The following is a 21519-nucleotide window of genomic DNA, read 5'->3' as shown; positions in this document are numbered from 1 at the left end:
CCCATTTCAGCGCGCTTGGCGCTCGCCGTGAGCAGTCCGTCTCTGTTCCGGATTTCCCTTCGCCGTCCCCTTACAGATCAGCCGCTTGTGGCGTCCCGTGAACTTGCCCTTTTTCACCGGCGTAGCCGAGGCGTCGGGACAGGCTTTGGCCTGCAACACATAACGCCTTTGCGAGCGGACTATCGAGACTTGGCTCGAACTGCCTCGTGTCACCGACTGCCGTGATTGTAAGGACCGCATGTCCGCTAGCGTCAAGCACGGGCACGCTCAGGGCGGAGTCTCCGCCGCCGAGGCGGTTGATAGTGATAGCTAGACCATGCGCGCGTGCAGCATGTAAATCCGCGCTCCAACGTTCGATCGCTGAAGACGCCAGCTCTGCTTCGACGAACGGTTCGATCACGCTCTTCGGCAAATGCGCGGCAAACGCGATCCCCGGTGCCGTCAGTGTGACCGGAAGCACGAGTCCGACAGGCAGGGTCTTCCTCGGCGAAGTCAGTGACGGCGCCCAGTTTATCACAGTCGGTCCGTGGCTACCCCAGACGGCGAGAGCAAACGAATGGTCGAACTCCGCAGCCAACCGCGCTATAGCGCGGCCGCCGAGACGCATTGCGTGAAACGGACCGTCGTCAGGCGATTTCCCGCCAGGTAGCGGATCCAGGTCATGAGTATCCGCGACCAGGTATTTGCCGCCACCAAACACCAACGGCTTCCGGGCCGTTCTCCGGATCTGCTCTACCTCCCCGAAGAATATCGTGTGATCGCCGCCGGGAATTGCCGAAACAAACCTACAAGCCAACCACGCGCTGGTGTCCTTGAGGATGGGAAGGCCGTGGATTCCAGCCTCTATTTCCAGATTCGAGAACTTGTCCGGACCCGAGCGGGCGAACCTGTTCGAAACGTCGATCTGATCTTCAGCCAAGATATTGATGACGAAGCGGCCGCTCTTCGAGAAGATCGGGTGGCTCGGCGACGAATTGGACTGGCTCCAGAGCACCAACGGAGGATCAAGAGAAACCGAGCTGAACGAATTCACCGTCAGCCCGTGATAGCGCCCCGTCGCATCTACCGTCGTAACTACGGTCACCCCCGTGACGAAGGAACCCAATACATCGCGAAGTTCTCGATGGTCGAATTGGTAGGTCATCAGCTTACCTGGCTCTAGCAGGAGACTTGGCGACCTAAGCCGCCACCGATTCGACAGCCTCAAGCGCTGGCATCACCTCTTTCGAGAACAGCCGGATCGAGGCAGAGGCATCGGCAAAGGGCATGCTGCCGAAAACGAAGCTCCCCATGAAGTAATTGAACCCACCCCGATTAATCTGATCAGCCAGCGCGGACGTCACGCTCGTCGGAGAGCCCGCTACAGCCTGGCCGCTCTCGACAAGACTGTCGAAATCAGGAGGAAGCTTCATCCTGATCGGTTGGACGTTGTTCTTCACCCACAGCTTCATGAAGCTGCTGTAGAATGTCGGCCATGCTTTGCGCCCGATCTCGCGAGCTCTGTCGTCAGTATCCGCGACGACCACGTAACGGTTGATTCCGATCAGCGGCTCGGGACGGCCGTCAACATCCGCTTTCTTCCATTCGGCACGGTAGGCGTCGGAAATTTCCCGCAAACGCGGCGCCGGTCCGCCGCACACAACGTTGAAGTTATTCTGTGCTGGCCACGCCACCGAGTCCGGCGATCCGACGGCGTACCAAATCTGGGGATGCGGTTGCTGGAAGGGCTTCATCTCGACGGCGAGGTCCTTGACCTTCCAGAATTCCCCCTCATGCGTCAGCGAATCCGACTTGAAATACGCTCTTACCATCGCGAGGGCCTCGGCGTACATCTTCGCCGCCTGCTCGGGCTCGACCCCGAGCGCTGCGAGCTCAAAGGGCGAAGCACCGCGGCCAACCCCGAACTCGAATCGACCCTTGCTCAGATGGTCCAGCATGCAGATCTCTTCCGCAAGGCGGACAGGATGGTAGAGAGGCAGCAGATACACCAGCGGACACAAACGCAGATTTCGCGTACGCTGCGTCAGCGCGGACATTAACACGCTCGGAGAGGGCGCCGTGCTCAGCGAGGTCCCGTGGTGCTCGCTCATGTGATAGCAGTAGAAACCGCTCACATCGTAAAGCTCCGCCAGCTTCAGACGCTCTTCGTATTGCTGAGCCAGCGGCAAGCCGCCGCAATCGTTCTGGTCGAATATGCCGAACTTCATCACAGGATGCCTTCTAGGTCAGAACGTCGCCCGCAGTTTGCTATTCACATCCGCCGGTCTTTAATACGGTTCCGTGCTCTCTAATGCTCGGTATCTCAATTTTCGGTAGTCGACGCGAGCACCCCCCGGTTAAGCACAATTCACGCAAGTTAGATGTCACATTCCGATGTGACATCTGAATGCGACCGGCGCCGGTCGCTCATACCGCTGCGCGGACATTGCCTATGCGGTAGCGACTCCGTTGCTTGTCGCATTTGGATTTCCGCATCGCATTCAGATACGAGGGACGCGCGCATCGAATATGCCAGAATTCAAAAGATGCGCGAGTAACGCCGCGCCTGGTTCGCCGCTTCGCGCGATGAGTCGCGCTACTTTCCGCTCGGAATGAGAATTTGAAACTCGTTCCCATCCGGATCGGCGAACGCCACGACCGTGCCGTGGGGTCCTACGTCACGCAGGGTGAGGAAACCGGTTTGCCCGCTTTTGCCATTCCGAACCTTGTGCCGAGATCGCGTCTGCAGCGACACCTCGAGTTCGCGCTGATCAGACGTTCGAGGCCTATTAGCATAGTACAACGCCATGCGTTGGACAGCGATTTCAGATGGCCGTATCACGGCATCGCTCGCGGCTCGAAAGTCGGCTCTGTGTCACCCGTCTATGGGACTGACTAATCGGCGCGGGCCGGTATGATCAAATCGTCCCCGACAACCTTCGTGGATTTTGACCGCTGTTCCGTTGATCGGCCGGCGCATCTGTCATGATGACAATCGCGCACAGCTGAGCTGCCGGATTTCCTTCGTCTGGCAGGCAGTCCCGTATTGTGGAATGAGCCAATTCGCCTTGGAGTTTCGCCTTGACCGAGAACGCCTCCGCGACGCGTGCATCTTCATCGAAGCGGCTGGAACCCCTTCGTAACATCGACGCTGGTCCGCTCAACATTGCCTATTACGAGGCGGGGCCGGTCGACGGGCCCGCCGTAATGTTGATGCATGGCTTCCCTTACGACATTCACAGCTATGTCGATGTCGCGCCGATCCTCGCCGCACAGGGCTGCCGCGTCGTCGTTCCCTATCTGCGCGGCTACGGCCCGACCCGGTTTCGCGAAGAAGCCACACCACGCTCGGGCGAGCAAGCGGCCATGGGCGCCGACATGATGGCGCTGATGGACGCGCTCGGGATCCAACGCGCGGTGTTCGCGGGCTACGACTGGGGCGGCCGCGCTGCCTGCGTCGGCGCAGCGTTATGGCCGGAGCGCTGCATCGGCCTCGTATGCGTCAATAGCTATTTGATCCAGGATATCGCCGGAGCGATGCTGCCGGCGCGGCCGGATCGCGAGGTGCCGCTGTGGTATCAATATTACTTCCAGCTCGAGCGCGGCCGGGCTGGCCTTGCCGCCAACCGGCGCGACATCGCCAGAATATTATGGTCGCAATGGTCGCCGAACTGGCAATTCGATGAAGCGTGTTTCGAGCGGACGGCAATCGCCCACGATAATCCTGACTATGTCGATGTGGTGATCCACAGCTACCGCCACCGCTTCGGTCTTTCCGACGGCGATCCGCAATATGCTGACATCGAGCGCAAACTGGCGGCACAGCCTGCGATATCGGTGCCGTCGATCACGCTGGATGGGGACGGCGATGGCGTCAGCCCAGCAACTGACGGCAGCCGGAGCGCATCGAAATTTACGCGTTCCCGCGTCCATCGCGTGGTGCCGCGCGCCGGACATAATCTGCCGCAGGAAGAGCCCGAGGCGTTTGCCGCTTCTGTCATGGACCTGATAAAGGCGTAAGCGATTTCATTTCCGTTGACCGCCAACGCGGCCTGCTTGTCGACGCGGCCCTGCCGGGGGTTGCGACCCGGGCGTTCGCGCAAGGGAGCGCGCCCGCGGCGCGCGCGCGTGCACCGTCGTCGTCGTCGTCGTCGTCGTCGTCGTCGTCGTCGAAGAAGCGGATGGAGCCGTTGCGCCATGTCAATGCCGGCGTGCTCAACATTGCCTATTATGAAGACAGCCCGAAGGACGGACCGGTTGCGATCCTGCTGCACGGTTCTCCCAACGACATTCACAGCTATGTCGACGTCGCCCCGATGCTCGCGGGACGGGGTTGCCGCGTCATGGTCCCCTATCTGCGCGGCTTCCGCGCGGCGCGAGCCGACCCCGACATATTCTGCCGGGCCGGCCAAGAGTGACGCTGAGAGGCCTCCCAGTGGATCGAGCTTCCACTGCAATACCGGAACACGTAAGAGAAGACTTGGCGCGATCGCCAGCACACCGATAGCACCGCTGCGAAAACTGAGATCTGATTTGTGCGCTTTGCGCGGTAGCCAACAGCGATCCTCCAATCGCGCGGTTTTATTCAAGGAAGGCAGCCCGCAGCCAACCGTTGGTTCATTAACTGACTGCCGGCCGTTTAGTCGGTACACTTGCGCTACTCCATGTCCTTGCGCTCCGACGCAATCACGGAGTTGATCAATTCCCAATCGACGATCTTCTCCCGAAGTCGACCGAGCGCAATTCCCGAAGCTTTCTCAAGTATCGAGCCGACGCCAATCGTCTCACGTATCTTGGCGCTGAGGCTACGGAGGGAGCCGTCGCCGTTCACTCCGGTCTCGGGTATCCTGCCTTACGAAAGCGGGAGCCCCAGATGCCGGACTTTCCCGGAGCGATGATGCCGTTGGGGTCGAGGGCATTCTTGATCGTCTCGTTGAACCGGCGCTGAGCGTGATCATTGAAGCCGAACTGGTCGGCGGCAGGGTCCATGAACGACAGGTGAGCCCGGTACGCGCCATATCCCAGCTTTCCCGCGGCGACGACCATCCGTTTGGCGTGTGCGTAGGCTCTCTGCACCTGCCCCTCGTCGGTGGTGTCGAACGGAATGATGTTCACAGACGCGGCGGATCGAGCGTTGATCGGTACGATTCCGACGAGATAGTCAAATCCCGCTTCAGCGCTCATCTTCGTGAACAGGTCTTGAGCGGCCCTGGCGTGCTCCCCGGTGAGCGGGATAACCGGTGAGAAGTCGACGTGCCCGCCAGCGTCACCTCCCGACCACCCTGACATCTTGTTGAGGTCAGTACTTGGCACGCCGATCATCACGCGCTCCACCGCGCTCGGCAGGGACTCGAACTCGTCGGCACCGTGCTTCTTCCCAGTGACTCTGACACTCGGAATGGACTCGAACCGCTTCTTCAGCTTCGCGAAGTTGTAGTCAACGATTGGCTCGTCCCCATAAAGCGCGAAGCGCATCATCCATCGACCGACGTCGAGCGCTTTCGCGATCTTGTCGATTATTTCTTCTGGCACCGGCCCAATGCCGTCGTACCAGTCGGTTCGGGCGCTCTTTTTCGATGCGATACAGAGCGTGTTATTCATGGAGGGACGCATGTTGATGGTGCCTGCGAGCATCAGTTCTCGCAGCGCATCGACCACGGCCGGCATCTGCCCGTCATCCCACACCTGCAGCCACAGCGGCATGTAGACCTCGGGCTTCGGCATGAGCCAGTAACCCATCTTCGTCACGACGCCGAAATTCGATTGCATAAACAGCTCAGTGGATGTCGGTCCGAAGCCGCGCTTGTACAGAGGCCACGTCGGATTGTTTTCCATCGCACCCGAACCTGTGCGCAGGAGGTCGCCGTTTGGGAGAACGACTTCGAACCCACAGTGCGACGCTTGGTCGATGCTGTAGGGCATGTAGGTCTGTCCGTGTTCGAGCGTGTTCGACACAACACCACCCCAGCCGATCTCGACTATAGACGCGGCGAGGTTGTGTCCACCTGCCTCGATAGCCTCGTAGAGGTCAAACCAACTCACGCCAGGCTCGACGATCGCGTATCCGAGCTTCTCATTGATCTCGAGCACCTTGTTCATGTTGCGAAACGACAACATCAGCGCGCCCCGAACCTGCGGAGCGGCGCCGCCATACCCGTTGTTCTTACCGCGCCCGAGCGGCCAGAGGGGCACGCCGTGTTCGTTTGCGATTCGCATGATCGCCTGAACGTCTTCGACGCTGGTGGGGCTGACTACACCGGATGGCACATTCACTGCAGACCCGGGGAACTGGAACGGATCCTGAAAGTCCGCCAGGTCGTCGGTGTCCAGCTTCTCGGACCCGATCGCTGAAGCAATGGCGGCAAGGGCCACACGGAGCGACTCGCCCGTCAAGCCGAGTGGAATCGGTCTGTTCGCATCACTGATGTCGCCGGTCATCGTTGACGGATCTCCCTTACACGAGGTTGTCTGAGGCACAGGGTCAGCACCGTCCGCCGTTGAACCTCCGGGGCCCGAAGCCTGGCCAGGATCGCGGAATCAAATGGTCAGTCGCGTGACTTTGCACTCGGGATGAGAACCTGGAAATCGTTCCCGTCGGGGTCGGTGAAGGTTGCGATCGTGCCGTGGGATCCCATGTCTCGCAGAGCGCGGAAAGTGCCACCCGCATCTTCGACTTGCTGCCGGATGCCCGCCAGTTGTCCCGTCTTGAAGACAACTACGACGCTTTGGGCTCTCCCACCGGCTTCCTCGGGCGAACTAAGCGAAAACGACACGTTTCCAGTGTCGAACTGGCACCAGGAGGATCGGTCGCGGAATTTCGTGACCAAGCCAAGCGCACTTTCATAAAATCGCTGAGCCCGATCCATGTCCTCGACGACCACGTAGACACCGCCGATACCTGTCGTCTGCATCGTTCTTCCTCCTCGCCTATTTGTGCACTTTTTCCGGATGGCCGCATTCTCATCAAGTTCATGATCGAACAAACCTGACGTAGCGGTTCGCGCAGACGGCTGAACTGGATTTCGGCCCGGCTAAGGCCGTTCGAGCAGCGCCTCGTTCATCACAGGAATCAGACGGCTCGGGTCGGTGATGACACTGCCGTGAGCGGGGCATATCATCTTGGTCAAGTACCTATCGAGCATCTGCCTAAGCTCAAACACGACCGTGGTGTTATCCGCAAATCGTGACCAGTAAAGTGCCAAGTCCAGTATCTGACGCGCGTCACGCACCGTCGGCTTTTGCGAGAGCTCTTCGCTCAGGAGAACGCACTCACTGGGATCGGCGTGAGAGAACGCGAATCCATCAGAGACAAACAGCGCCTGATCGCAATCATCATAGGCCCAATATGACGCCTTGAGATCCCGGATCACCGCAGGCAACACCGTTATGAGACGTCCGCCCAAATCGATTACATCGCCAGTCTTATTCTGCTGAAATCGCTCTCGCTTATACTGGTCGGGAAAATAGAGGTGTAGGTTCCGAGTTTCGCCAACGACTGTGGCGCGAGGGAACGCTTCCAATAAGAGCCCGAGGTTTCCCGAGTGTGGATACTCTTCATGGGTCGGAAAAATATAGGTTAGATCCTCGCCTACAACAGACCGGATGTATGAGGCGATCTTCCTGAAATCCTTTGGATGCCCCGTATCGATGAGCATGCTACCGCTTTCACCAACAACAAGGTAAGCAGAAAGATGCGTGTGAAACGCATTTCCGTCGACCGCCAGGTGAAAACATCCCGTCATCAAATGAATGCTTTCCGTAAGCTTTCGCGCCCCGAAGCCAACATATTTCATATCATCCTGCATAGCCTGCTCCCGTGACATTCGAGCCGAATTAGACGATCAGCGCGACAATGCAGACGACGCATCAAGCGGCAGATCGCGCGCATTCAGCATCTTCATTGCCTCGATCAACGCACGCAATCGCAAGTCCACGGCCTTTGCTCCCAGGATGACCTGCCCCCGAGTAGGCGCCAGAATCTCGATATCTCTCTTTGCAAAATAGTCTTCCAAGGTTTCAATGATGCCGCTCAAGCGTCCCCGAGAGAGCCACTCGAATTTTATGGCGAGCTCACGCAGCATCAAAGCTATCATCTCATCCTTGCCGAGGACGTCCGAGTTCGTGCGGATCTCAGGCCTCTCAGATACCGATGCACAGAAAATATCGGAACAGAACAGCGTTCGCGTGTGTGAATCGTGCAACCAGAGCGACGGCAGCACACGAAGCGGCGTTTTAAACGGCTCAAGGCGGACTTGTCCGTTAATCGAGATGCTCTCGCCTTCGTCCGCGGCAATACATTGCACTCCAAACTCGAGCATCAGCAATTCGGTACTGCGCTTGTCGAAGCTCTCGGACCGGGATTCAGCAGAATCACTTGGAAAGAACTGCAAAGCGCTCATCTGCGGCGCCGAATGAACAGCCTCGATCCCGAAGTCTTTAACCAGGTTCGGGATATTGCACACGCATTCCGGCTCATTGCGAGTGACCGCGATCCTCTTGAAAATATCTCCATCACGCAGCTGGCTCCGCAGTTGCTCGCGAATGATCACATGATGAGCAGCCGCGCCGGATTCCACCAAGAGGCAGTCGTTTCCGCTCCTCAACAGATACGAGTTGTACGCAACGAATTTCCCACGGTCTTCCGCTGGATACCAGCTTATCCGCTCGTCGATTTGCTCGACGCCGCCCAGCAGAAAAAGCTCGCCTCGAACGAGTTCAGTTGTCTGGTCTCGCATCCCAAAACCTTTCGTATAAACAAGAATCGACGCATTCGGCTGCGGGTTCATGGCACTATTCGCGGTGAAGAGTGCTTAGCTACGAAGACGACACACACTCGATAAGAACACTTTTGCGCGTAACGCATTGAATGCGCAGCACCACGAGTGCCGTAACGAGCTCGAGCGGCACTGACGGAGCGCGAAAGCAGCGTGCCCGCGAGTATCGTGCCGGTGATCGCGCCGATCCGATTCATTCGATCGCCTGCTAAGTGATTTCACCCGTCGACTACTGAACTCGAACGAATTCGCCTCGCCACGAACTTCCTATACCGGAACTGCACCTACCCCTAAGCCTTCCCTCAGCATCAAGGCTGCGTCCGGAGAAAGCTGGCTATTTCCGCGTAAAGCTCATCCGCACGAGGAACTGCGCCGGACGACCAAAGTGCTCCATGAATGAGGCCATCCATTCTGGTAATGCGAACGTCGACGCCTGCCGCAGCCAACTTGGCACCGTATGCTTCGCCTTCATCGCGGCTGGGATCGTACTCCATGCTGACGATCAACGTGCGTGGAAGGTTTGCAAGATTCCCATCGATCGGACTCGCATAGGGATTATTTCGGTCGGTCGCGGCCGAAAGGTAATGATCCCAGAACCAGGACAATGCTGCGGTGTGCAGGAAGTATCCTTCAGCATGCTCACGCATCGAAGGATAGTCGGCCTTTGCGTCCACCACGGGATACAGCAGGATCTGACCGGACAGCTCCGGACCACCCCGATCACGCACCATCAGAGTTGTCGCTGCAGCAAGATTACCTCCGGCACTGTCGCCCGCAACGAAAAGCTTGTCTATATTTCCGCCAAACGAAGCGATTCGCTCGCCTGCCCATTTCATGGCTGCATAGGCATCCTCTACAGCAGATGGAAACTTGTTCTCGGGAGCTAGCCGGTAGCTAGCAGCAACAACGATCGCACTTGCCCTGTTGGCCAAAGCGCGGCATGGCTCATCGACCACCTCAAGACCGCCACCTACCCATCCACCGCCGTGAAAATAGACTACTACCGGAAATGGCGCCTGCCCCTTCGGTACGTAGATCCGCGCGGGCAGCGCTACAGCAGGCCCAGGGATGTCGACAGAGTGCACCTTGGCTACTTCTTGCGGCGGCTTCTGCATTCCGACGGTGCTCCCAACAGCCCCTCGAAACTCCTGAATGTCCATTAACTCAAATGATTTGGCTCCCGCCTGCTTCAAAAACGCGAGTAGCTGACTCACGTGTTGATCAAGTGCCATAACCTTCCTCCGCTTGCAATTACGCCATTTCCGCGAGCACAGCCCCACTGCAGATCCAAAAGTGGGCGCCCGCATTCGTCGGCCATCCGCACCACTCTTGTTCGATCGCTTGATCGTGGCTCTAGCTTTAGAGCCAAAAGCGAAAGTCAGCGGCAACGATCGCGTTCGTCCTCTGATAGAACTCCGCCGCGGTGAACGGATAGTTTTGACCGACTCGTCCGCCTGCATCCTTGTACCAGCTGTTAACTTTCGAATAGCCCCAAGCCCTGGCCCTGTTTGCTTCGTCCACCCGCCTGTCGTAATCCACGAATACTTCTTCCCGAACGTCCATGGTGCGCGCGCCCTTCTCCAGCATTACGCGTATCGCATCGACGATGTACTTCGCCGTCAGCTCGGAAAACATCACGATGCTTGCGCCGTGCACCACCAGATTCGTATTGGGGCCGTACATGCAAAACATGTTGGGGAATTGCGGGATCGTCATGCCGAGATAGGCACGCGCGCCGTCCTTCCAGGCATCCTGCAGAGACCTTCCATTGGTCCCCCGAACCTTGATTGGGAACAGAAACTTGGAGGCGTGAAACCCTGTCCCGTAGACAATGACATCGAAATCATGATTGGTCCCGTCGACACACCAGATCCCACCTGGGGTGATTTCCGAGATCTTTTCCTTAACCACAGCCACATTGTCGCGCTTCAACGTTTTTGCCCACGTACCGTTGTCGCGGATAATGCGCTTCGATCCTACCGGTGAGTTCGGAATAATTGCGCCGCGCAGATCTGGCCGGTCCGCGATCTGGGCTTCGAGCCATTGCAGCAATTGCTGCCGAACGAAATTGTTACTCTCGGAAACCGCTTGCTCACTGGCTGCATAATTCGGATCAACGACGACATGCTCCAAAATCCCGGGTATCTGCAGCATCAGGAGACTTCCCCGATACCATTGTGCATAACCCGGAAGATTCTCCAGAAGCCATCGCTCACTTCCCTCGACCCGCTCATGTAAACTCGGCGTCGGCAGGAGCCAGGTTGCAGTTCGCGCGAACACCGTAACCGTCGCGGCGACATTCGCGATCTGAGGGATGAATTGGCACGCACTCGCGCCAGTACCAATCACTCCGACACGCTTACCTTCAAATTTGACGTCATGATTCCATCGCGCCGAATGAAATGCTTGCCCCTTGAAGCTATCGATGCCGACGATCTCAGGCATTTTCGGGCGGTTGAGCTGACCGACCGCGAAGACGATCATATTCGGTGAGACGGTTTCCGTCGTGCCAGCGGACTTGACCGTCAACTTCCAAATTTTCTCCTCGTCGCTCCACACCGCGTCCGCGACTTCCGATCCAAATTTGATATGCTCGTAGAGACCATTGTCCTTGGCAACTTGCTGGAGGTAGGGCAACGTTTCGTTGCGTAGACCGAAATAGTCGTTCCAGACACGGGGCGACGAGGCGTAACTGTAGACAAAGCTATTGATGTCAACCCGGCAGCCCGGATAGTGGTTTTCAAGCCAGGTGCCTCCCACATCATCATTCTTCTCATAGATCGTGAAGGGTATTCCGGCTTGCTTTAGCCTGACTGCCGCGATTATACCGCTCTCGCCGGCGCCAATAATAACGACATTAAACGGACGATCCGGCGCGATTGTCTGCTTGTTCCATTGCGGCTGACGCAAATCATCCCCATCGAAGATCAATTCTTCAGCGAGCAACGGAATGAGAGGCTCGATGGAGCTGCCGAGAAACCACTCGCCAATGCCACGGAGGAGATCATAGGTTGGGCGGACCGGGGGTCCCCCTCCTCGCTTTTTATGGTCAGCCAGACGCCGATAGCACTCTTCGCGAATAATGGCTTTCTCTTCGTCAGAAACATTACACTGGGCTACGCCGAGCACATCAACAGGGCGCCATTCACTGCGAAGCACCGAAAGGTCGCCGGTCGTGTGGGCGGTTGTCATAAGAAGCGTAGGCAGGTCCGCGCCGACTCGAATATGACGCTCCAGGTCAGCTCCGTCGGATACTCCTTGAAAAAGACCCGCGGCCGGAAGTGTTTTCAATTCTTGCGCAGTCACAGTTTCCTCCCCGACGGGATACTCGCTTGCTCTGCGCCGCGCGGACCCATCTGCAAGCTGACGTTTAGACCGCAAACCCGCCCCTTGCTTGACCTCCAAGGCGAAACTGCTTTGCTCGCAGAGCACTGTGCGCGAACGACGACGCGTCATTCTTCGCATGGATGGATACACCTCATCGTGACTCTCAGCTTTCGGGGTTCCGGGCCCGGCGACGCCGAGCGACGCATGCACGAACCTTGCTGCATCGAAATTGCTTTGGTCATTCGCACACAACCGAAATGCGTCGTGCCAGAATGCGAGTTTGCCGTCGGCGCCCTTTGTGACCAACAATGGAGGGATGGCGAGGCGGTATGATGATTTCCGGCCACATATGGCCGCGAACCGGCTTCCGCAGACGATCGCCCGCATCAACGACGCTCGTATCCAGCGGCGTTGATGAGAGGCGTCGAGACAAACTACTCCGACGCGCGGATTGGATCCGCGATCCAAGCCACGCCGACGGAGCCCGGTGTCCGCCGCTTAGCTCAGCTCTAGGTATCGGCCAATTTCTACGAGGTTGCTGTCAGGATCCCGAAAGTAGAGCGAGACCATCTTGCCCTCGGCACCGTCGCGCTCTATCGGTCCGAGCTCGATCGCGACGCCACAGCTTTCTAGATGGGCGCGCATCTCTTCTACCGGCATCCGGGTGATGAGACAGAAATCGGCAGCGCCGGGCGTTGGCGCCAAGGCTTTCGGATCAAAGGTACGGCCGACTTCATGAACGTTGATCTTTTGCTTTCCGAAAGTCATAGCGGTGGGGCCCGCGGAATCGATGCGCTTAAACCCTAGCACCCGCTCGTAGAATGCACACGTCGTCTCAAGCGAACGGACGGTGATAACGAAATGGTCAATGCGCTCGATCATCGTCCGACTCCGAAATGGTGCTGGGAACGCGAACTTACCATGCGCCCTTCGCCTGTCTGATTCTGTGGTGCAAGCAGACCAGCGCCATAGTTTAGGCGAATACGCGCGCAGCGCTTTACATCCGAGGCGAAACAGCTTTGCTTGCAGAGCACTCTCGGGCAATGACAATGGTCATGCGCGAGCAAGGCGCGTCAAACCAACGATTCCAGGATCGGACTTTCCTGGCGAAACGGTTGCGCGCGGTGGCCGAACGGGCCCCTTGACAGCTTCAGCCACTTCTTATGCAACGGAACCCTAGCAATCAGACGGCCCCTTCTAGCAAGCGAATGGCGCGGCCGGGCGTCAATTCCTGTTTGTCGGCATAACGTCTCGGGGGGATAGCCCAAAGGCTTCACGAAACGCCCTGTTGAAGCTGGGAATATTGCTGAAGCCGTATTGAAAGGCGATGCTGGTAACTACGCCGGGGGTCCATGGCTGACGCGTCAAAGCCATCCTGGACGACTCCAAACGGCGAAGCATTACCCACCCCATTGGAGATTGTCCTTCAGAGGCAAACAACTCGCTCAGATATCGGGTACTAATCCCGATCGCGATCGCAATTTTGGCCGGTGACAGGTTCTCATCGCCAAGATTGCGTTCAATGTAGTCGCAGGCCCGCTCCCATGTCTTTCGGCTTGCCTTGACCCGGGGGAATGAGTGTGATCTGCATCGTTCCGACGCTGCCGCCGAGATGAGATCGATCGCTGCTAGATTGATTTGGGACGAGCAAGAATTGGCCAAGCTATCGGCTTCGGCTCCGATGGATCGTAAGAACTTGGACGCAACAAGTCCAACTCCGGTCGATCCGCTTATTCGCCGCCCAACATTATCGGAAAGGCCTCTTAACCGCGCCTCGACTTGCGTAGGCGAGAAACTGAGCCAGAGAATGTCGGACCCTTCCGAAATGTCGATCGCGTACTCGTCGCGTGAATCGAGCAGTCCGATGTCACCTTCCGAAACATCTGACCGCCGCCCGTGTTGTTGAATGGTCACTTCGCCAATGAGCGGCAAACATACAAAGACCGCCTGCGATGACGCCTGTCGAATGTGTCGGGCGCTTCGGAGCACCTGATACCGGCCACCGCGCGTCGTTCCACGAACGACGCGCATGCCCTCGAGTTGTGAGATAGTATACTGACCGAAGACTTCAGATGCGTTGAACATGTCGATCTCGACAAAGACAGATGACATGACATTCGGCAGCAAGCCCTGCATACGCAGGACGCGACTTGAGTCCTTCCAACTCATGACGAACCTCCCTGTCGGTCAAGTTGTTATGCTGTCCTGGTAAGGACTGTGACGTCCCTAATCGTTTAGGCTATTTTTGATCTTGTATCGGGTCAAGCTATCGCGTTGGTTGCTATTGACTGAAGTGAAAGCGCTCCGACGTGCCGCGGGCTTCGCCCTACGTCAGACCGACCATAAGCGTTGCACGCTGATTTGGAAGGAAGACCGAACGTGAGCTATATCACCTACGGCGGCGGACCTCATCGCGCGGTGCTTCTGCATGGATGGTTCGGGGGCGCCCAATGCTTCAAGCCCATGCTTCACGGGATTGATCCGGATCGCTTCACTTTTGCAATCATGGATTTTAGAGGGTACGGCAGCGCTAAGGGCTCTGTAGGTCCTTTCAACATGGCAACCGTCGCTACAGACGCGATCGCTATCTGTGACAGTCTGGGCTGGGCACAGTTTTCGGTCGTCGGTCATTCGATGGGGGGTAAGGCAGCGCTTCGCACCGCGACACTTGCAGCGGAACGCGTGCAACGCATCTGCGCCATCACACCGGTGTGGGCTGGCAAAGCACCGCTTGACCAGGACACATTTCGGTTCTTTCGCTCTGCTGCCGCGCAGTTCGACGCGCGGCAAGCGATCATTGATACATCGACAGGGGGGCGCCTGCCCTCTTACTGGTCGAAAAGCGTTGCAACCCTCTCCATGAAGATCTGTTCTGCGCGCGCTTTTGCGGAATACTTCGAATCCTGGGCGCTGGACGATTTCGATCGCGAAGCGGCTGAGCTTGCTAACGAAACGCTCGTCGTGGCCGGCGGGCACGATCTTGGTGTTCCTGAGCAATTCATTCGAGAAACATGGCTCCGGCGACTTTCAAATGCACGGCTGACCGTTTTGCCGGAATCGGGTCACTATCCGATGGATGAGTGTCCACTGATTTTGGCAGCGGCGGTTTCGGCTTTCCTCGATCCTTCATAGGACTAATCGTCCGTCGGCCGCCGATTTCGCATCGAGCCATGCAATCACTTCCTGTGCGCGATCACGAAGCAGCAGATCCGCAAGATAAGTCATCTCCGAATCGGACGGCCCCGGAGCACATTCACCGCGTGGCACGCGAATGAAGCAATACGTTCCCAACTAATTAAGTGGATGCCCCGTTGGTTCATGCCAACCCAAATCCCTCATAGTCTTTGCTGGCCACATCCTCGATAACTTTCTTATAGACGTGCGCTCCCGCAAGATAAGGCATAAACACTCGCGGTTTCCCAGGTATGTTCGCGCCCACATACCAGGAGTTGCCCCTCGGCATGAGAGTGGCGTTTGCCACGTCATTGACGTGTGACACCCATTTCTCTTCCGCCTCGGGCAGCGCCTCAATGGACGACACACCCTTGCGCTTGAGATGCGCAATGCAGTCGGCGATCCAATCGACATGCTGTTCGATTGACGCAACCATGTTCGTAAAGACCGACGGACTTCCGGGCCCTGTAACCATAAACATATTTGGAAACCCTGAGACTGCCATTCCGATATAATTTTTCGGCCCCTCGGCCCAGCGGTCTCGCAGCTTCAAACCGTCGCGACCGGTGATATCGATCTTGAGCAATGCGCCAGTAATCGCATCAAATCCGATTGCGAGAATGACCGTATCTAGCTCGAACGATCGAGATTGCGTAGACAGGCCGTTCGGCTTGAAGGATCTAATCGGATCGCTCTTGACGTCGATCAATGTGACGTTATTTCGATTGAACGTCTCGAAATATGCGGTGTCGACGCAGATGCGCTTGCCTCCGATACCGTAGTCGCTTGGCATGAGTTTTTTCGCCACTTCTGGATCAGGAACCAATGCCGCGATCTTTTTCTTGACGAATTCGGAGGCGTGAGCATTCACGATCGGGTCGGTCATTATGTCGGTGTAACCATGCACGAATCCGAATCCGCCGACTTTGGTCCAGCGGCGCTCGAACTCGCGTTCACGCTCCTCGTAACTGACCGAACTGCCCGGGACGGTACCAAAGTCGCTCAGCGCGTTAATGCGAGTGGCCAAAGCTGCTTTCCGCCGCTCAGGATAGTTTTGCTTCCACGCCTGCTCGTACTCCTCGTCCATTGGACGATTCAGTGCAGGGATGGAGTAGTTCGGCGTGCGCTGAAACACATAAAGATGCTCTGCTTGCTCGGCCAACACCGGCGTCACCTGTATCCCTGACGAGCCCGTTCCAATGAGCCCTACCCGTTTGCCTTTGAGTTGAATGCCCTCGTGGGGCCAATCCGACGTGCGGTAGACCTCGCCCTCGAACTTTTCCTTTCCAGGAAACGTGGGAACGATCGGAACCGACAAACAGCCGGTCGCCATCACGCAAAATGGAGCCTCGAACGCCTCACCCGCTTCGGTGCGGACTTTCCATGTCCGGGACTGTTCGTCGAAAGTGGCAGCGACCACGCGGGTTTCGAGTTGAATATCGCGTCGAAGGTCAAGTTTGTCGGCAACGAAGTTAATATAGCTTAGAATCTCCGGTTGAGGCGCATACAGCTGCGACCACTTCCATTCGCGCTGAATTTCGTCCGAGAAGGAGTATGAATATTGCATGCTTTCGATGTCGCAGCGCGCGCCGGGATACCGGTTCCAATACCAGGTGCCCCCAATCGATTTGCCGGCCTCTAGAACGCGGACGGAATATCCATCTTTCCGGAGTCTATGCAGCGCGTACAAGCCGGCGAAGCCGGCGCCAATGACGATCACATCCAAAGGCTTCGCGCTTTTCCTTTCAGGCATTTCTCGACCTCCCGTGTAACCTTTTTATGCTGGCTGGTTCTTCCGTCGCGTTCTTGCAGTGGCCTGCCCTAGGGGGCTTCGAATGCCGAAGCCCAACGCCGCCAAATCAGGCAGTTCTTAAGTGGTGCACCGCGGACGCTTGTTGCGGAGCGGTCCAACTGGACATCAAACCAGGGCTTCGAGCTTCCCGTCGGCCGCCATTTCTTTCAACGCGACCTTTCGGATTTTTCCGCTTGGCGTGAGCGGAAAAGCGTCGGTTCGGAAGTATCTGGTTGGCATTTTGTATTTCGCGATTCGACTCGCACAGTGATCGGAAAGCTCGGCTGCAGTGACGTTTCCGCACCTAACCGCGGCAGCGACTATTTCGCCGAAGTGTTCGTCCTTGATTCCGAACACTGCAACTTCGGTTACTGCCGGATGTGAAAAGAGAATTCGCTCGACTTCCGCGGGGTAGATGTTTTCGCCTCCACGAATGATCATATCCTTCAAGCGTCCACCGGCGAGCACCAACTTTCCGTCGAGGCGGATTTGCCCAAGATCGCCGGTTTTTAGCCACCCGTCTGCGTCAATTGCCTTTCGCGTTTCCTCGTCGTTTGCGAAGTAGCCGCGCATGATCAGATGACTCTTGACCTGGACTTCCCCTATCGCGTCATGTCCCAGGATTGCACCGTTCTCCGGGTCTGCGACCCGAATGCTGTATCCCGGCAAGGGCAGACCTGCGGCTTCGGAACGGCTCGGATCGTCGACCTCAGGACAACAGGCGAGCCCCGAGGACTCGGTCAGCCCATATCCCTGAACCATGGATGGAATCGGGAATTCGGCTTCGCATCGGCGCAGCATGTCAGGCTCGACATCCGCTCCTCCGCAAGTGCCAACTCTGAGCGACGATAGATCGAACTCTCTCCGGCGCGGGTGCTCAAGCATCATCCGCAATGAAGTAGGAACAGCGATGTGAACGGTGGCTCGATGACGTTGGATGATCTCGAACATTTCAACAGGGTCGAACGCTTCGATCCCAAGGAATGTCGCACCAACCGTTAGGCATCCAGAGATGCCGACGCAGAAGGATGCCGCATGGAACATCGGAACAATGGAAGTTACACGGTCATCAAAGCCAATTTTCAGCCTCGAAAAAATGCTCCGGCCATTAGCCATAACGCCCTCATGCATCAGCATCGCTCCCTTCGGGAAGCCTGTGGTACCTGAGGTGTATATGATCGCGGCGTTGTCAGTGCCTTCTACAGGTGGAAGAGCCGCACTTGAGGTAGCCCCCTGTGCGATCAGATCGTCAATGGACAGACATTGCTCGGCGCGTCCGCCAATGATGACTTTGGTCGGATTGTTCTTGCTTTGCTTGGTCGATTCTCGAACCAATTCGAGATATTTGTTCGTCCTGAAGGCGGGGGTGAAAAAGATCGCGCGAGCCTGCGAATGCGACAAGGCGTAAGTCAGATCTTCGACCTTGTAATAGGTATTCAGTGGGACCAGCACCATTCCAGCTTTGGCGACCGCCAACTGAACAATCAGCCAATGGATCGAATTCTGGGCAAGTAGCGCGATATTTTCTTTAGGCTTGAAGCCGAGATCCAGCAGCGCCTTGGCTAAGGCAGTGGATTTGTCGTTCAAATCCCGGAAAGAGATTGCTTCGGCGGGAAACGCGAAGGCGTCCTTGTTGGGGTGAGACTCGGCGATAGCGGCCAAGGCTTTCACCGAGGTGTCGAACGCAGCTTTCTTTTCGGGCTGGGACATTGTTTTCACCGGCATGATGGAAATCAGCTGTCGATCTTGTGTCGGCAGCGGCCGGAGGACGCCGGCCGATCTTTGCCTGATCATCCTAGCACCGCGGCCGTTACGGACAGTACTAGCCTAGACCGCACCAGACATGAGCAGCGCCTGGTCATAAGTCAGCACTGTTTCGCCCTTTTGGTTTTGGACCGTGATGGTCATGGAAACCACACCCCGATCGTTTTTCTTGGCACTTGGCCGCACTTCGGTGATCTTGGCCGTGGTCAACACGGTGTCTCCAAATCTTACTGGATTGGAGAAACGAACCTTGTCCATGCCGAGAAAGCCGATCGTTGTTCCCTCGAACAGACCTGTGCCATTCATCTGGCCAGAGGTAACTGCAAGCGTGAGAAGCCCGTGCGCGATGCGCGTGCCAAACTGCGTCTTCTTGGCGTGTACTTCGTTGATGTGGGCGGGATTGAAGTCGCCGGACAGTCCCGCGAACAAGTTGACGTCGCCGCTCTCAATGGTCCGACCAGCGGTTTCGATTACTTCGCCGACTTTGAATTCATTCCAATATTTCGCGTTCCGACCTTTGAACATTTGCCGTTCCTTGTTTGCTTTTCCCTGGCTTCAGACGCGAAAACTTGGGCTCGATCTTTCTGCCAGCCTCAACAAGGGGGAAAATAGCCGCGCCCTATCATTTGTCAATAGACCTATTTGTATATTGGTTTGACCTAATAGTATTTCCGGCGCACCCCGCGGGCACCATTGAGCCGCACTGGCCTCGACAGTTTGCGGAAAACGACGTTCAGGGCGACCGGTATAGGGTTCAAGCAAGTCGATGCGGAGATCGCCGCAGGCCGCGTATTAGAACGGTCAAACCGTCAAGCTGGAAAGCTTCGAACCATACACTTCTCAAATGGGTTCTGAACGGGAGATAACAGGTCAGCCAGTGCTCGGGTCGAGTTCACTGAAGCCGTGGTCAGCGGCGTCTATCTTCAAGTTCCGGCCGTTTCGCTTCGAGACCTTTAAAGAGCACCTCTACGAGCGAGTCACTGAATGACGAGAGATACTCTTCACGTGTTATGTCGACCTCGTAAACCTCATCCATCAAGACGCTCAGGCTAGAGGTCATGGTACAAGCGGAAACGATGATGTTCGTTACGTTCATTATCGGGAGCGAGCGTATCACTCCCGCCTCGACCGCTTCTTCGATCGCCTGGTCAAAAAGTCTGTAACCGGCGATCATATATCGACGAGCCAGCCAGCGCATCCGGGCGCTGCGTACCATGCCCTCGTGCATCAGAATGCGATTGAGATTGGGATCTGCTGCATTAGCTGCGAGGAATTTCCTGATCATGACCTTTAGACGCGAAAGCGGATCGAGATCCTGAAGATCAAGGCGGCCGATGGGGAAAACGAGGCCGCGCTCATACATGAGGCGCTCAATGGCGGCCTTCCATATCTTGGACTTTTTGCCGAAGTGGTAGTGAACCATTGATTGCGTAAGGCCTGCAGCCGCCGCGATCTGCCCCGTGGATACCGGCTCGTATCCATGCCTGGAGAACAGCTCGATGGCTGCCTTAAGCAACTTCTCCCGAGGATCTTGACGGTCCGTTTTGCGGCCGGCACGTGCCCGCGGCGGCGTCAGCTTCGCCATCATCTTCCTCAATTCCAAATTTTGGACGCTAACACCCTTTACCCTATTAAGGGACTACACAGACAGGAAACGATCAGGGCAGCCGATAGATTTATCGGGAAAAGCGATTGATCAATTTGGGAGGTTGAGCCAAGCTGTAGCACAGAAACGGGACGTCGCTTGGTTGCGCCAGCCGCTGTTGAGGCAGTTGGGCCGCGAGATAGACTTATGCGCGTCGTCAGCAGAACGCTGCTCGCCGAGCTGCTTCCGGCCTGATCGCGACCATCGACGATACACTCATTCGCCGGCTCCGAGCTACCTGTACGCCTCAAGAGCGTGGCGTGCGCGACACACTTTTCAGATGAACCTGAATCGCCCCGACGAGACCGAGGGATCTCCGTCACGCAACATCTGGAGGACCGGCGACATCCTTGCCGGTCAGCCGCCAGAAGACGGCGAACGTTCGCTTGATGTGAGCCCGCATCGCTCGTTCCGCAGCTTCGCCGTCGCGTTGAGAGATCGCCGATAAGATGAGCTGATGATCCGCATTGCCCAGCGCCAATTCATCACCCGTCGCCGCCCGTGCGATCGGCGCGTTGAAATAGAACTGGCCCGAGTGATAGATTGCGTTCGTCAACCTTCCGTTTCCTGAGGCGGCCATAATCGCGTCGTGAAATTCGCGATTGGTCCTTACCCGCATCTCCTCATCGCTGGAGTGAAGCGCGAGCCTCCGGTCGTGGATGGCCTTTAGCTCCGCAATCTGTGCTGCCGACGCGCGGGTCGCGGCGAGACCGGCCGCGTAACCTTCGAGAGCCATCCGAACTTCCGCATTTTGTCGGATCTCCTCCGTCGTGAACTCGCGAACCGCCCAACCGCGTTTGCGAGGGACAACCAGTCCGGCGGTGGCGAGCCGCTGCAGGCTCTCGCGCACTGGTGTCCGGCTCACCTCAAAACGCTGGGCCAAATCGAGCTCGATGAGAGGTGAGTTCGGGCGGAGCTCTCCGGCGACGATCTCACGGCGCAGGGTCTCGAACACGCTGGTCAGGCGTGGGGAAGGCTCGAGAGCATACATAAGCGGGTCGCGCCTCGTTTTGGTGAGCAATATTGCATACAAGATCGCATACCTCTATAACGGCGCAAACAAC

18 protein-coding genes and 1 pseudogene are annotated in these 21519 nt (G+C 57.1%); 3 read left to right on the top strand and 16 right to left on the bottom strand.

The window, feature by feature from the left end; genetic code table 11:
* Positions 1 to 70: 70 nt before the first annotated feature.
* The gene (locus IVB46_RS42505; protein WP_247345884.1) at positions 71 to 1144 is read right to left on the bottom strand and encodes a flavin reductase; all 1074 of its coding nucleotides are present in this window, start codon (positions 1142 to 1144) and stop codon (positions 71 to 73) included.
* Positions 1145 to 1178: 34 nt separating this feature from the next.
* Complete coding sequence (locus IVB46_RS42500; RefSeq protein WP_247345977.1) at positions 1179 to 2207, bottom strand: LLM class flavin-dependent oxidoreductase; 1029 nt, start codon at positions 2205 to 2207, stop codon at positions 1179 to 1181.
* An 853-nt stretch (positions 2208 to 3060) separates the two neighbouring features.
* On the opposite strand from IVB46_RS42500, the gene IVB46_RS42495 reads away from it, so the two are divergent.
* Positions 3061 to 3999 carry an alpha/beta hydrolase gene (locus IVB46_RS42495; RefSeq protein WP_247345881.1) on the top strand — a complete coding sequence of 313 codons (939 nt, stop codon included), beginning with the start codon at positions 3061 to 3063 and terminating at the stop codon, positions 3997 to 3999.
* Positions 4000 to 4160: 161 nt separating this feature from the next.
* Positions 4161 to 4346: pseudogene (locus tag IVB46_RS42490) on the top strand (alpha/beta hydrolase); the annotation flags it as partial.
* A gap of 290 nt (positions 4347 to 4636) precedes the next feature.
* On the opposite strand, the gene IVB46_RS42485 reads toward IVB46_RS42490, so the two are convergent.
* The 9 genes from IVB46_RS42485 to IVB46_RS42445 all read right to left on the bottom strand — a co-directional run bounded on the left by IVB46_RS42485 (position 4637) and on the right by IVB46_RS42445 (position 14249).
* Positions 4637 to 4810, bottom strand: a complete 174-nt coding sequence (locus IVB46_RS42485; protein WP_247345877.1) for a hypothetical protein — start codon at positions 4808 to 4810, stop codon at positions 4637 to 4639.
* A complete protein-coding gene (locus IVB46_RS42480) occupies positions 4807 to 6417 on the bottom strand; it encodes an FAD-binding oxidoreductase (protein WP_247345872.1) in 1611 nt (536 codons plus the stop codon). The genes IVB46_RS42485 and IVB46_RS42480 overlap by 4 nt, the downstream gene beginning before the upstream one ends.
* A 107-nt stretch (positions 6418 to 6524) precedes the next feature.
* Complete coding sequence (locus IVB46_RS42475) at positions 6525 to 6890, bottom strand: VOC family protein (RefSeq protein WP_247345869.1); 366 nt, start codon at positions 6888 to 6890, stop codon at positions 6525 to 6527.
* 120 nt (positions 6891 to 7010) lie between these two features.
* Positions 7011 to 7784, bottom strand: a complete 774-nt coding sequence (locus IVB46_RS42470; RefSeq protein ID WP_247345866.1) for an MBL fold metallo-hydrolase — start codon at positions 7782 to 7784, stop codon at positions 7011 to 7013.
* A gap of 36 nt (positions 7785 to 7820) precedes the next feature.
* Positions 7821 to 8765: a hypothetical protein gene (locus tag IVB46_RS42465; protein ID WP_247345863.1), complete on the bottom strand. Its 945-nt coding sequence runs from the start codon at positions 8763 to 8765 to the stop codon at positions 7821 to 7823.
* A 296-nt stretch (positions 8766 to 9061) separates the two neighbouring features.
* Positions 9062 to 9985, bottom strand: a complete 924-nt coding sequence (locus IVB46_RS42460) for an alpha/beta hydrolase (protein ID WP_247345860.1) — start codon at positions 9983 to 9985, stop codon at positions 9062 to 9064.
* A 127-nt stretch (positions 9986 to 10112) separates the two neighbouring features.
* Positions 10113 to 12059 carry an NAD(P)/FAD-dependent oxidoreductase gene (locus IVB46_RS42455; protein WP_247345857.1) on the bottom strand — a complete coding sequence of 649 codons (1947 nt, stop codon included), beginning with the start codon at positions 12057 to 12059 and terminating at the stop codon, positions 10113 to 10115.
* A gap of 519 nt (positions 12060 to 12578) precedes the next feature.
* Positions 12579 to 12962 (bottom strand): VOC family protein, encoded by a 384-nt coding sequence (locus IVB46_RS42450; RefSeq protein ID WP_247345854.1) that lies wholly within the window; start codon positions 12960 to 12962, stop codon positions 12579 to 12581.
* Positions 12963 to 13304: 342 nt separating this feature from the next.
* A complete protein-coding gene (locus IVB46_RS42445) occupies positions 13305 to 14249 on the bottom strand; it encodes a helix-turn-helix domain-containing protein (protein WP_247345849.1) in 945 nt (314 codons plus the stop codon).
* Positions 14250 to 14459: 210 nt separating this feature from the next.
* On the opposite strand from IVB46_RS42445, the gene IVB46_RS42440 reads away from it, so the two are divergent.
* Positions 14460 to 15212, top strand: a complete 753-nt coding sequence (locus IVB46_RS42440; RefSeq protein WP_247345846.1) for an alpha/beta hydrolase — start codon at positions 14460 to 14462, stop codon at positions 15210 to 15212.
* Between the two features lie 184 nt (positions 15213 to 15396).
* Here IVB46_RS42440 and IVB46_RS42435 read toward each other — a convergent pair whose 3' ends face one another.
* The 5 genes from IVB46_RS42435 to IVB46_RS42415 form a co-directional block, all read right to left on the bottom strand.
* On the bottom strand, positions 15397 to 17007 hold the full coding sequence (locus IVB46_RS42435) for an NAD(P)/FAD-dependent oxidoreductase (protein ID WP_247345843.1): 1611 nt from the start codon (positions 17005 to 17007) through the stop codon (positions 15397 to 15399).
* A gap of 165 nt (positions 17008 to 17172) precedes the next feature.
* Complete coding sequence (locus IVB46_RS42430; protein ID WP_247345840.1) at positions 17173 to 18756, bottom strand: class I adenylate-forming enzyme family protein; 1584 nt, start codon at positions 18754 to 18756, stop codon at positions 17173 to 17175.
* A gap of 117 nt (positions 18757 to 18873) precedes the next feature.
* Positions 18874 to 19335: a MaoC/PaaZ C-terminal domain-containing protein gene (locus IVB46_RS42425; RefSeq protein WP_247345834.1), complete on the bottom strand. Its 462-nt coding sequence runs from the start codon at positions 19333 to 19335 to the stop codon at positions 18874 to 18876.
* 382 nt (positions 19336 to 19717) lie between these two features.
* The gene (locus tag IVB46_RS42420; RefSeq protein WP_247345830.1) at positions 19718 to 20398 is read right to left on the bottom strand and encodes a TetR family transcriptional regulator; all 681 of its coding nucleotides are present in this window, start codon (positions 20396 to 20398) and stop codon (positions 19718 to 19720) included.
* Positions 20399 to 20774: 376 nt separating this feature from the next.
* Positions 20775 to 21446 (bottom strand): GntR family transcriptional regulator, encoded by a 672-nt coding sequence (locus IVB46_RS42415; RefSeq protein WP_247345827.1) that lies wholly within the window; start codon positions 21444 to 21446, stop codon positions 20775 to 20777.
* Between the last annotated feature and the right edge of the window lie 73 nt (positions 21447 to 21519).

The sequence above is a fragment of the Bradyrhizobium sp. 61 genome, from assembly GCF_023073075.1.
Classification (GTDB): Bacteria; Pseudomonadota; Alphaproteobacteria; order Rhizobiales; family Xanthobacteraceae; genus Bradyrhizobium; species Bradyrhizobium barranii.
The sequence above is the reverse complement of the archived record's forward strand: the minus strand, read 5'-3'. Positions and strand labels throughout refer to the sequence as shown.

Coding starts and splice junctions, on each gene's coding strand:
- IVB46_RS42475 (WP_247345869.1), bottom strand. CDS start 6,890: ATGCAGACGACAGGTATCGGCGGTGTCTACGTGGTCGTCGAGGACATG.
- IVB46_RS42420 (WP_247345830.1), bottom strand. CDS start 20,398: ATGATGGCGAAGCTGACGCCGCCGCGGGCACGTGCCGGCCGCAAAACG.
- IVB46_RS42500 (WP_247345977.1), bottom strand. CDS start 2,207: ATGAAGTTCGGCATATTCGACCAGAACGATTGCGGCGGCTTGCCGCTG.
- IVB46_RS42415 (WP_247345827.1), bottom strand. CDS start 21,446: ATGTATGCTCTCGAGCCTTCCCCACGCCTGACCAGCGTGTTCGAGACC.
- IVB46_RS42445 (WP_247345849.1), bottom strand. CDS start 14,249: ATGAGTTGGAAGGACTCAAGTCGCGTCCTGCGTATGCAGGGCTTGCTG.
- IVB46_RS42505 (WP_247345884.1), bottom strand. CDS start 1,144: ATGACCTACCAATTCGACCATCGAGAACTTCGCGATGTATTGGGTTCC.
- IVB46_RS42430 (WP_247345840.1), bottom strand. CDS start 18,756: ATGTCCCAGCCCGAAAAGAAAGCTGCGTTCGACACCTCGGTGAAAGCC.
- IVB46_RS42450 (WP_247345854.1), bottom strand. CDS start 12,962: ATGATCGAGCGCATTGACCATTTCGTTATCACCGTCCGTTCGCTTGAG.
- IVB46_RS42435 (WP_247345843.1), bottom strand. CDS start 17,007: ATGCCTGAAAGGAAAAGCGCGAAGCCTTTGGATGTGATCGTCATTGGC.
- IVB46_RS42425 (WP_247345834.1), bottom strand. CDS start 19,335: ATGTTCAAAGGTCGGAACGCGAAATATTGGAATGAATTCAAAGTCGGC.
- IVB46_RS42465 (WP_247345863.1), bottom strand. CDS start 8,765: ATGAACCCGCAGCCGAATGCGTCGATTCTTGTTTATACGAAAGGTTTT.
- IVB46_RS42460 (WP_247345860.1), bottom strand. CDS start 9,985: ATGGCACTTGATCAACACGTGAGTCAGCTACTCGCGTTTTTGAAGCAG.
- IVB46_RS42470 (WP_247345866.1), bottom strand. CDS start 7,784: ATGCAGGATGATATGAAATATGTTGGCTTCGGGGCGCGAAAGCTTACG.
- IVB46_RS42480 (WP_247345872.1), bottom strand. CDS start 6,417: ATGACCGGCGACATCAGTGATGCGAACAGACCGATTCCACTCGGCTTG.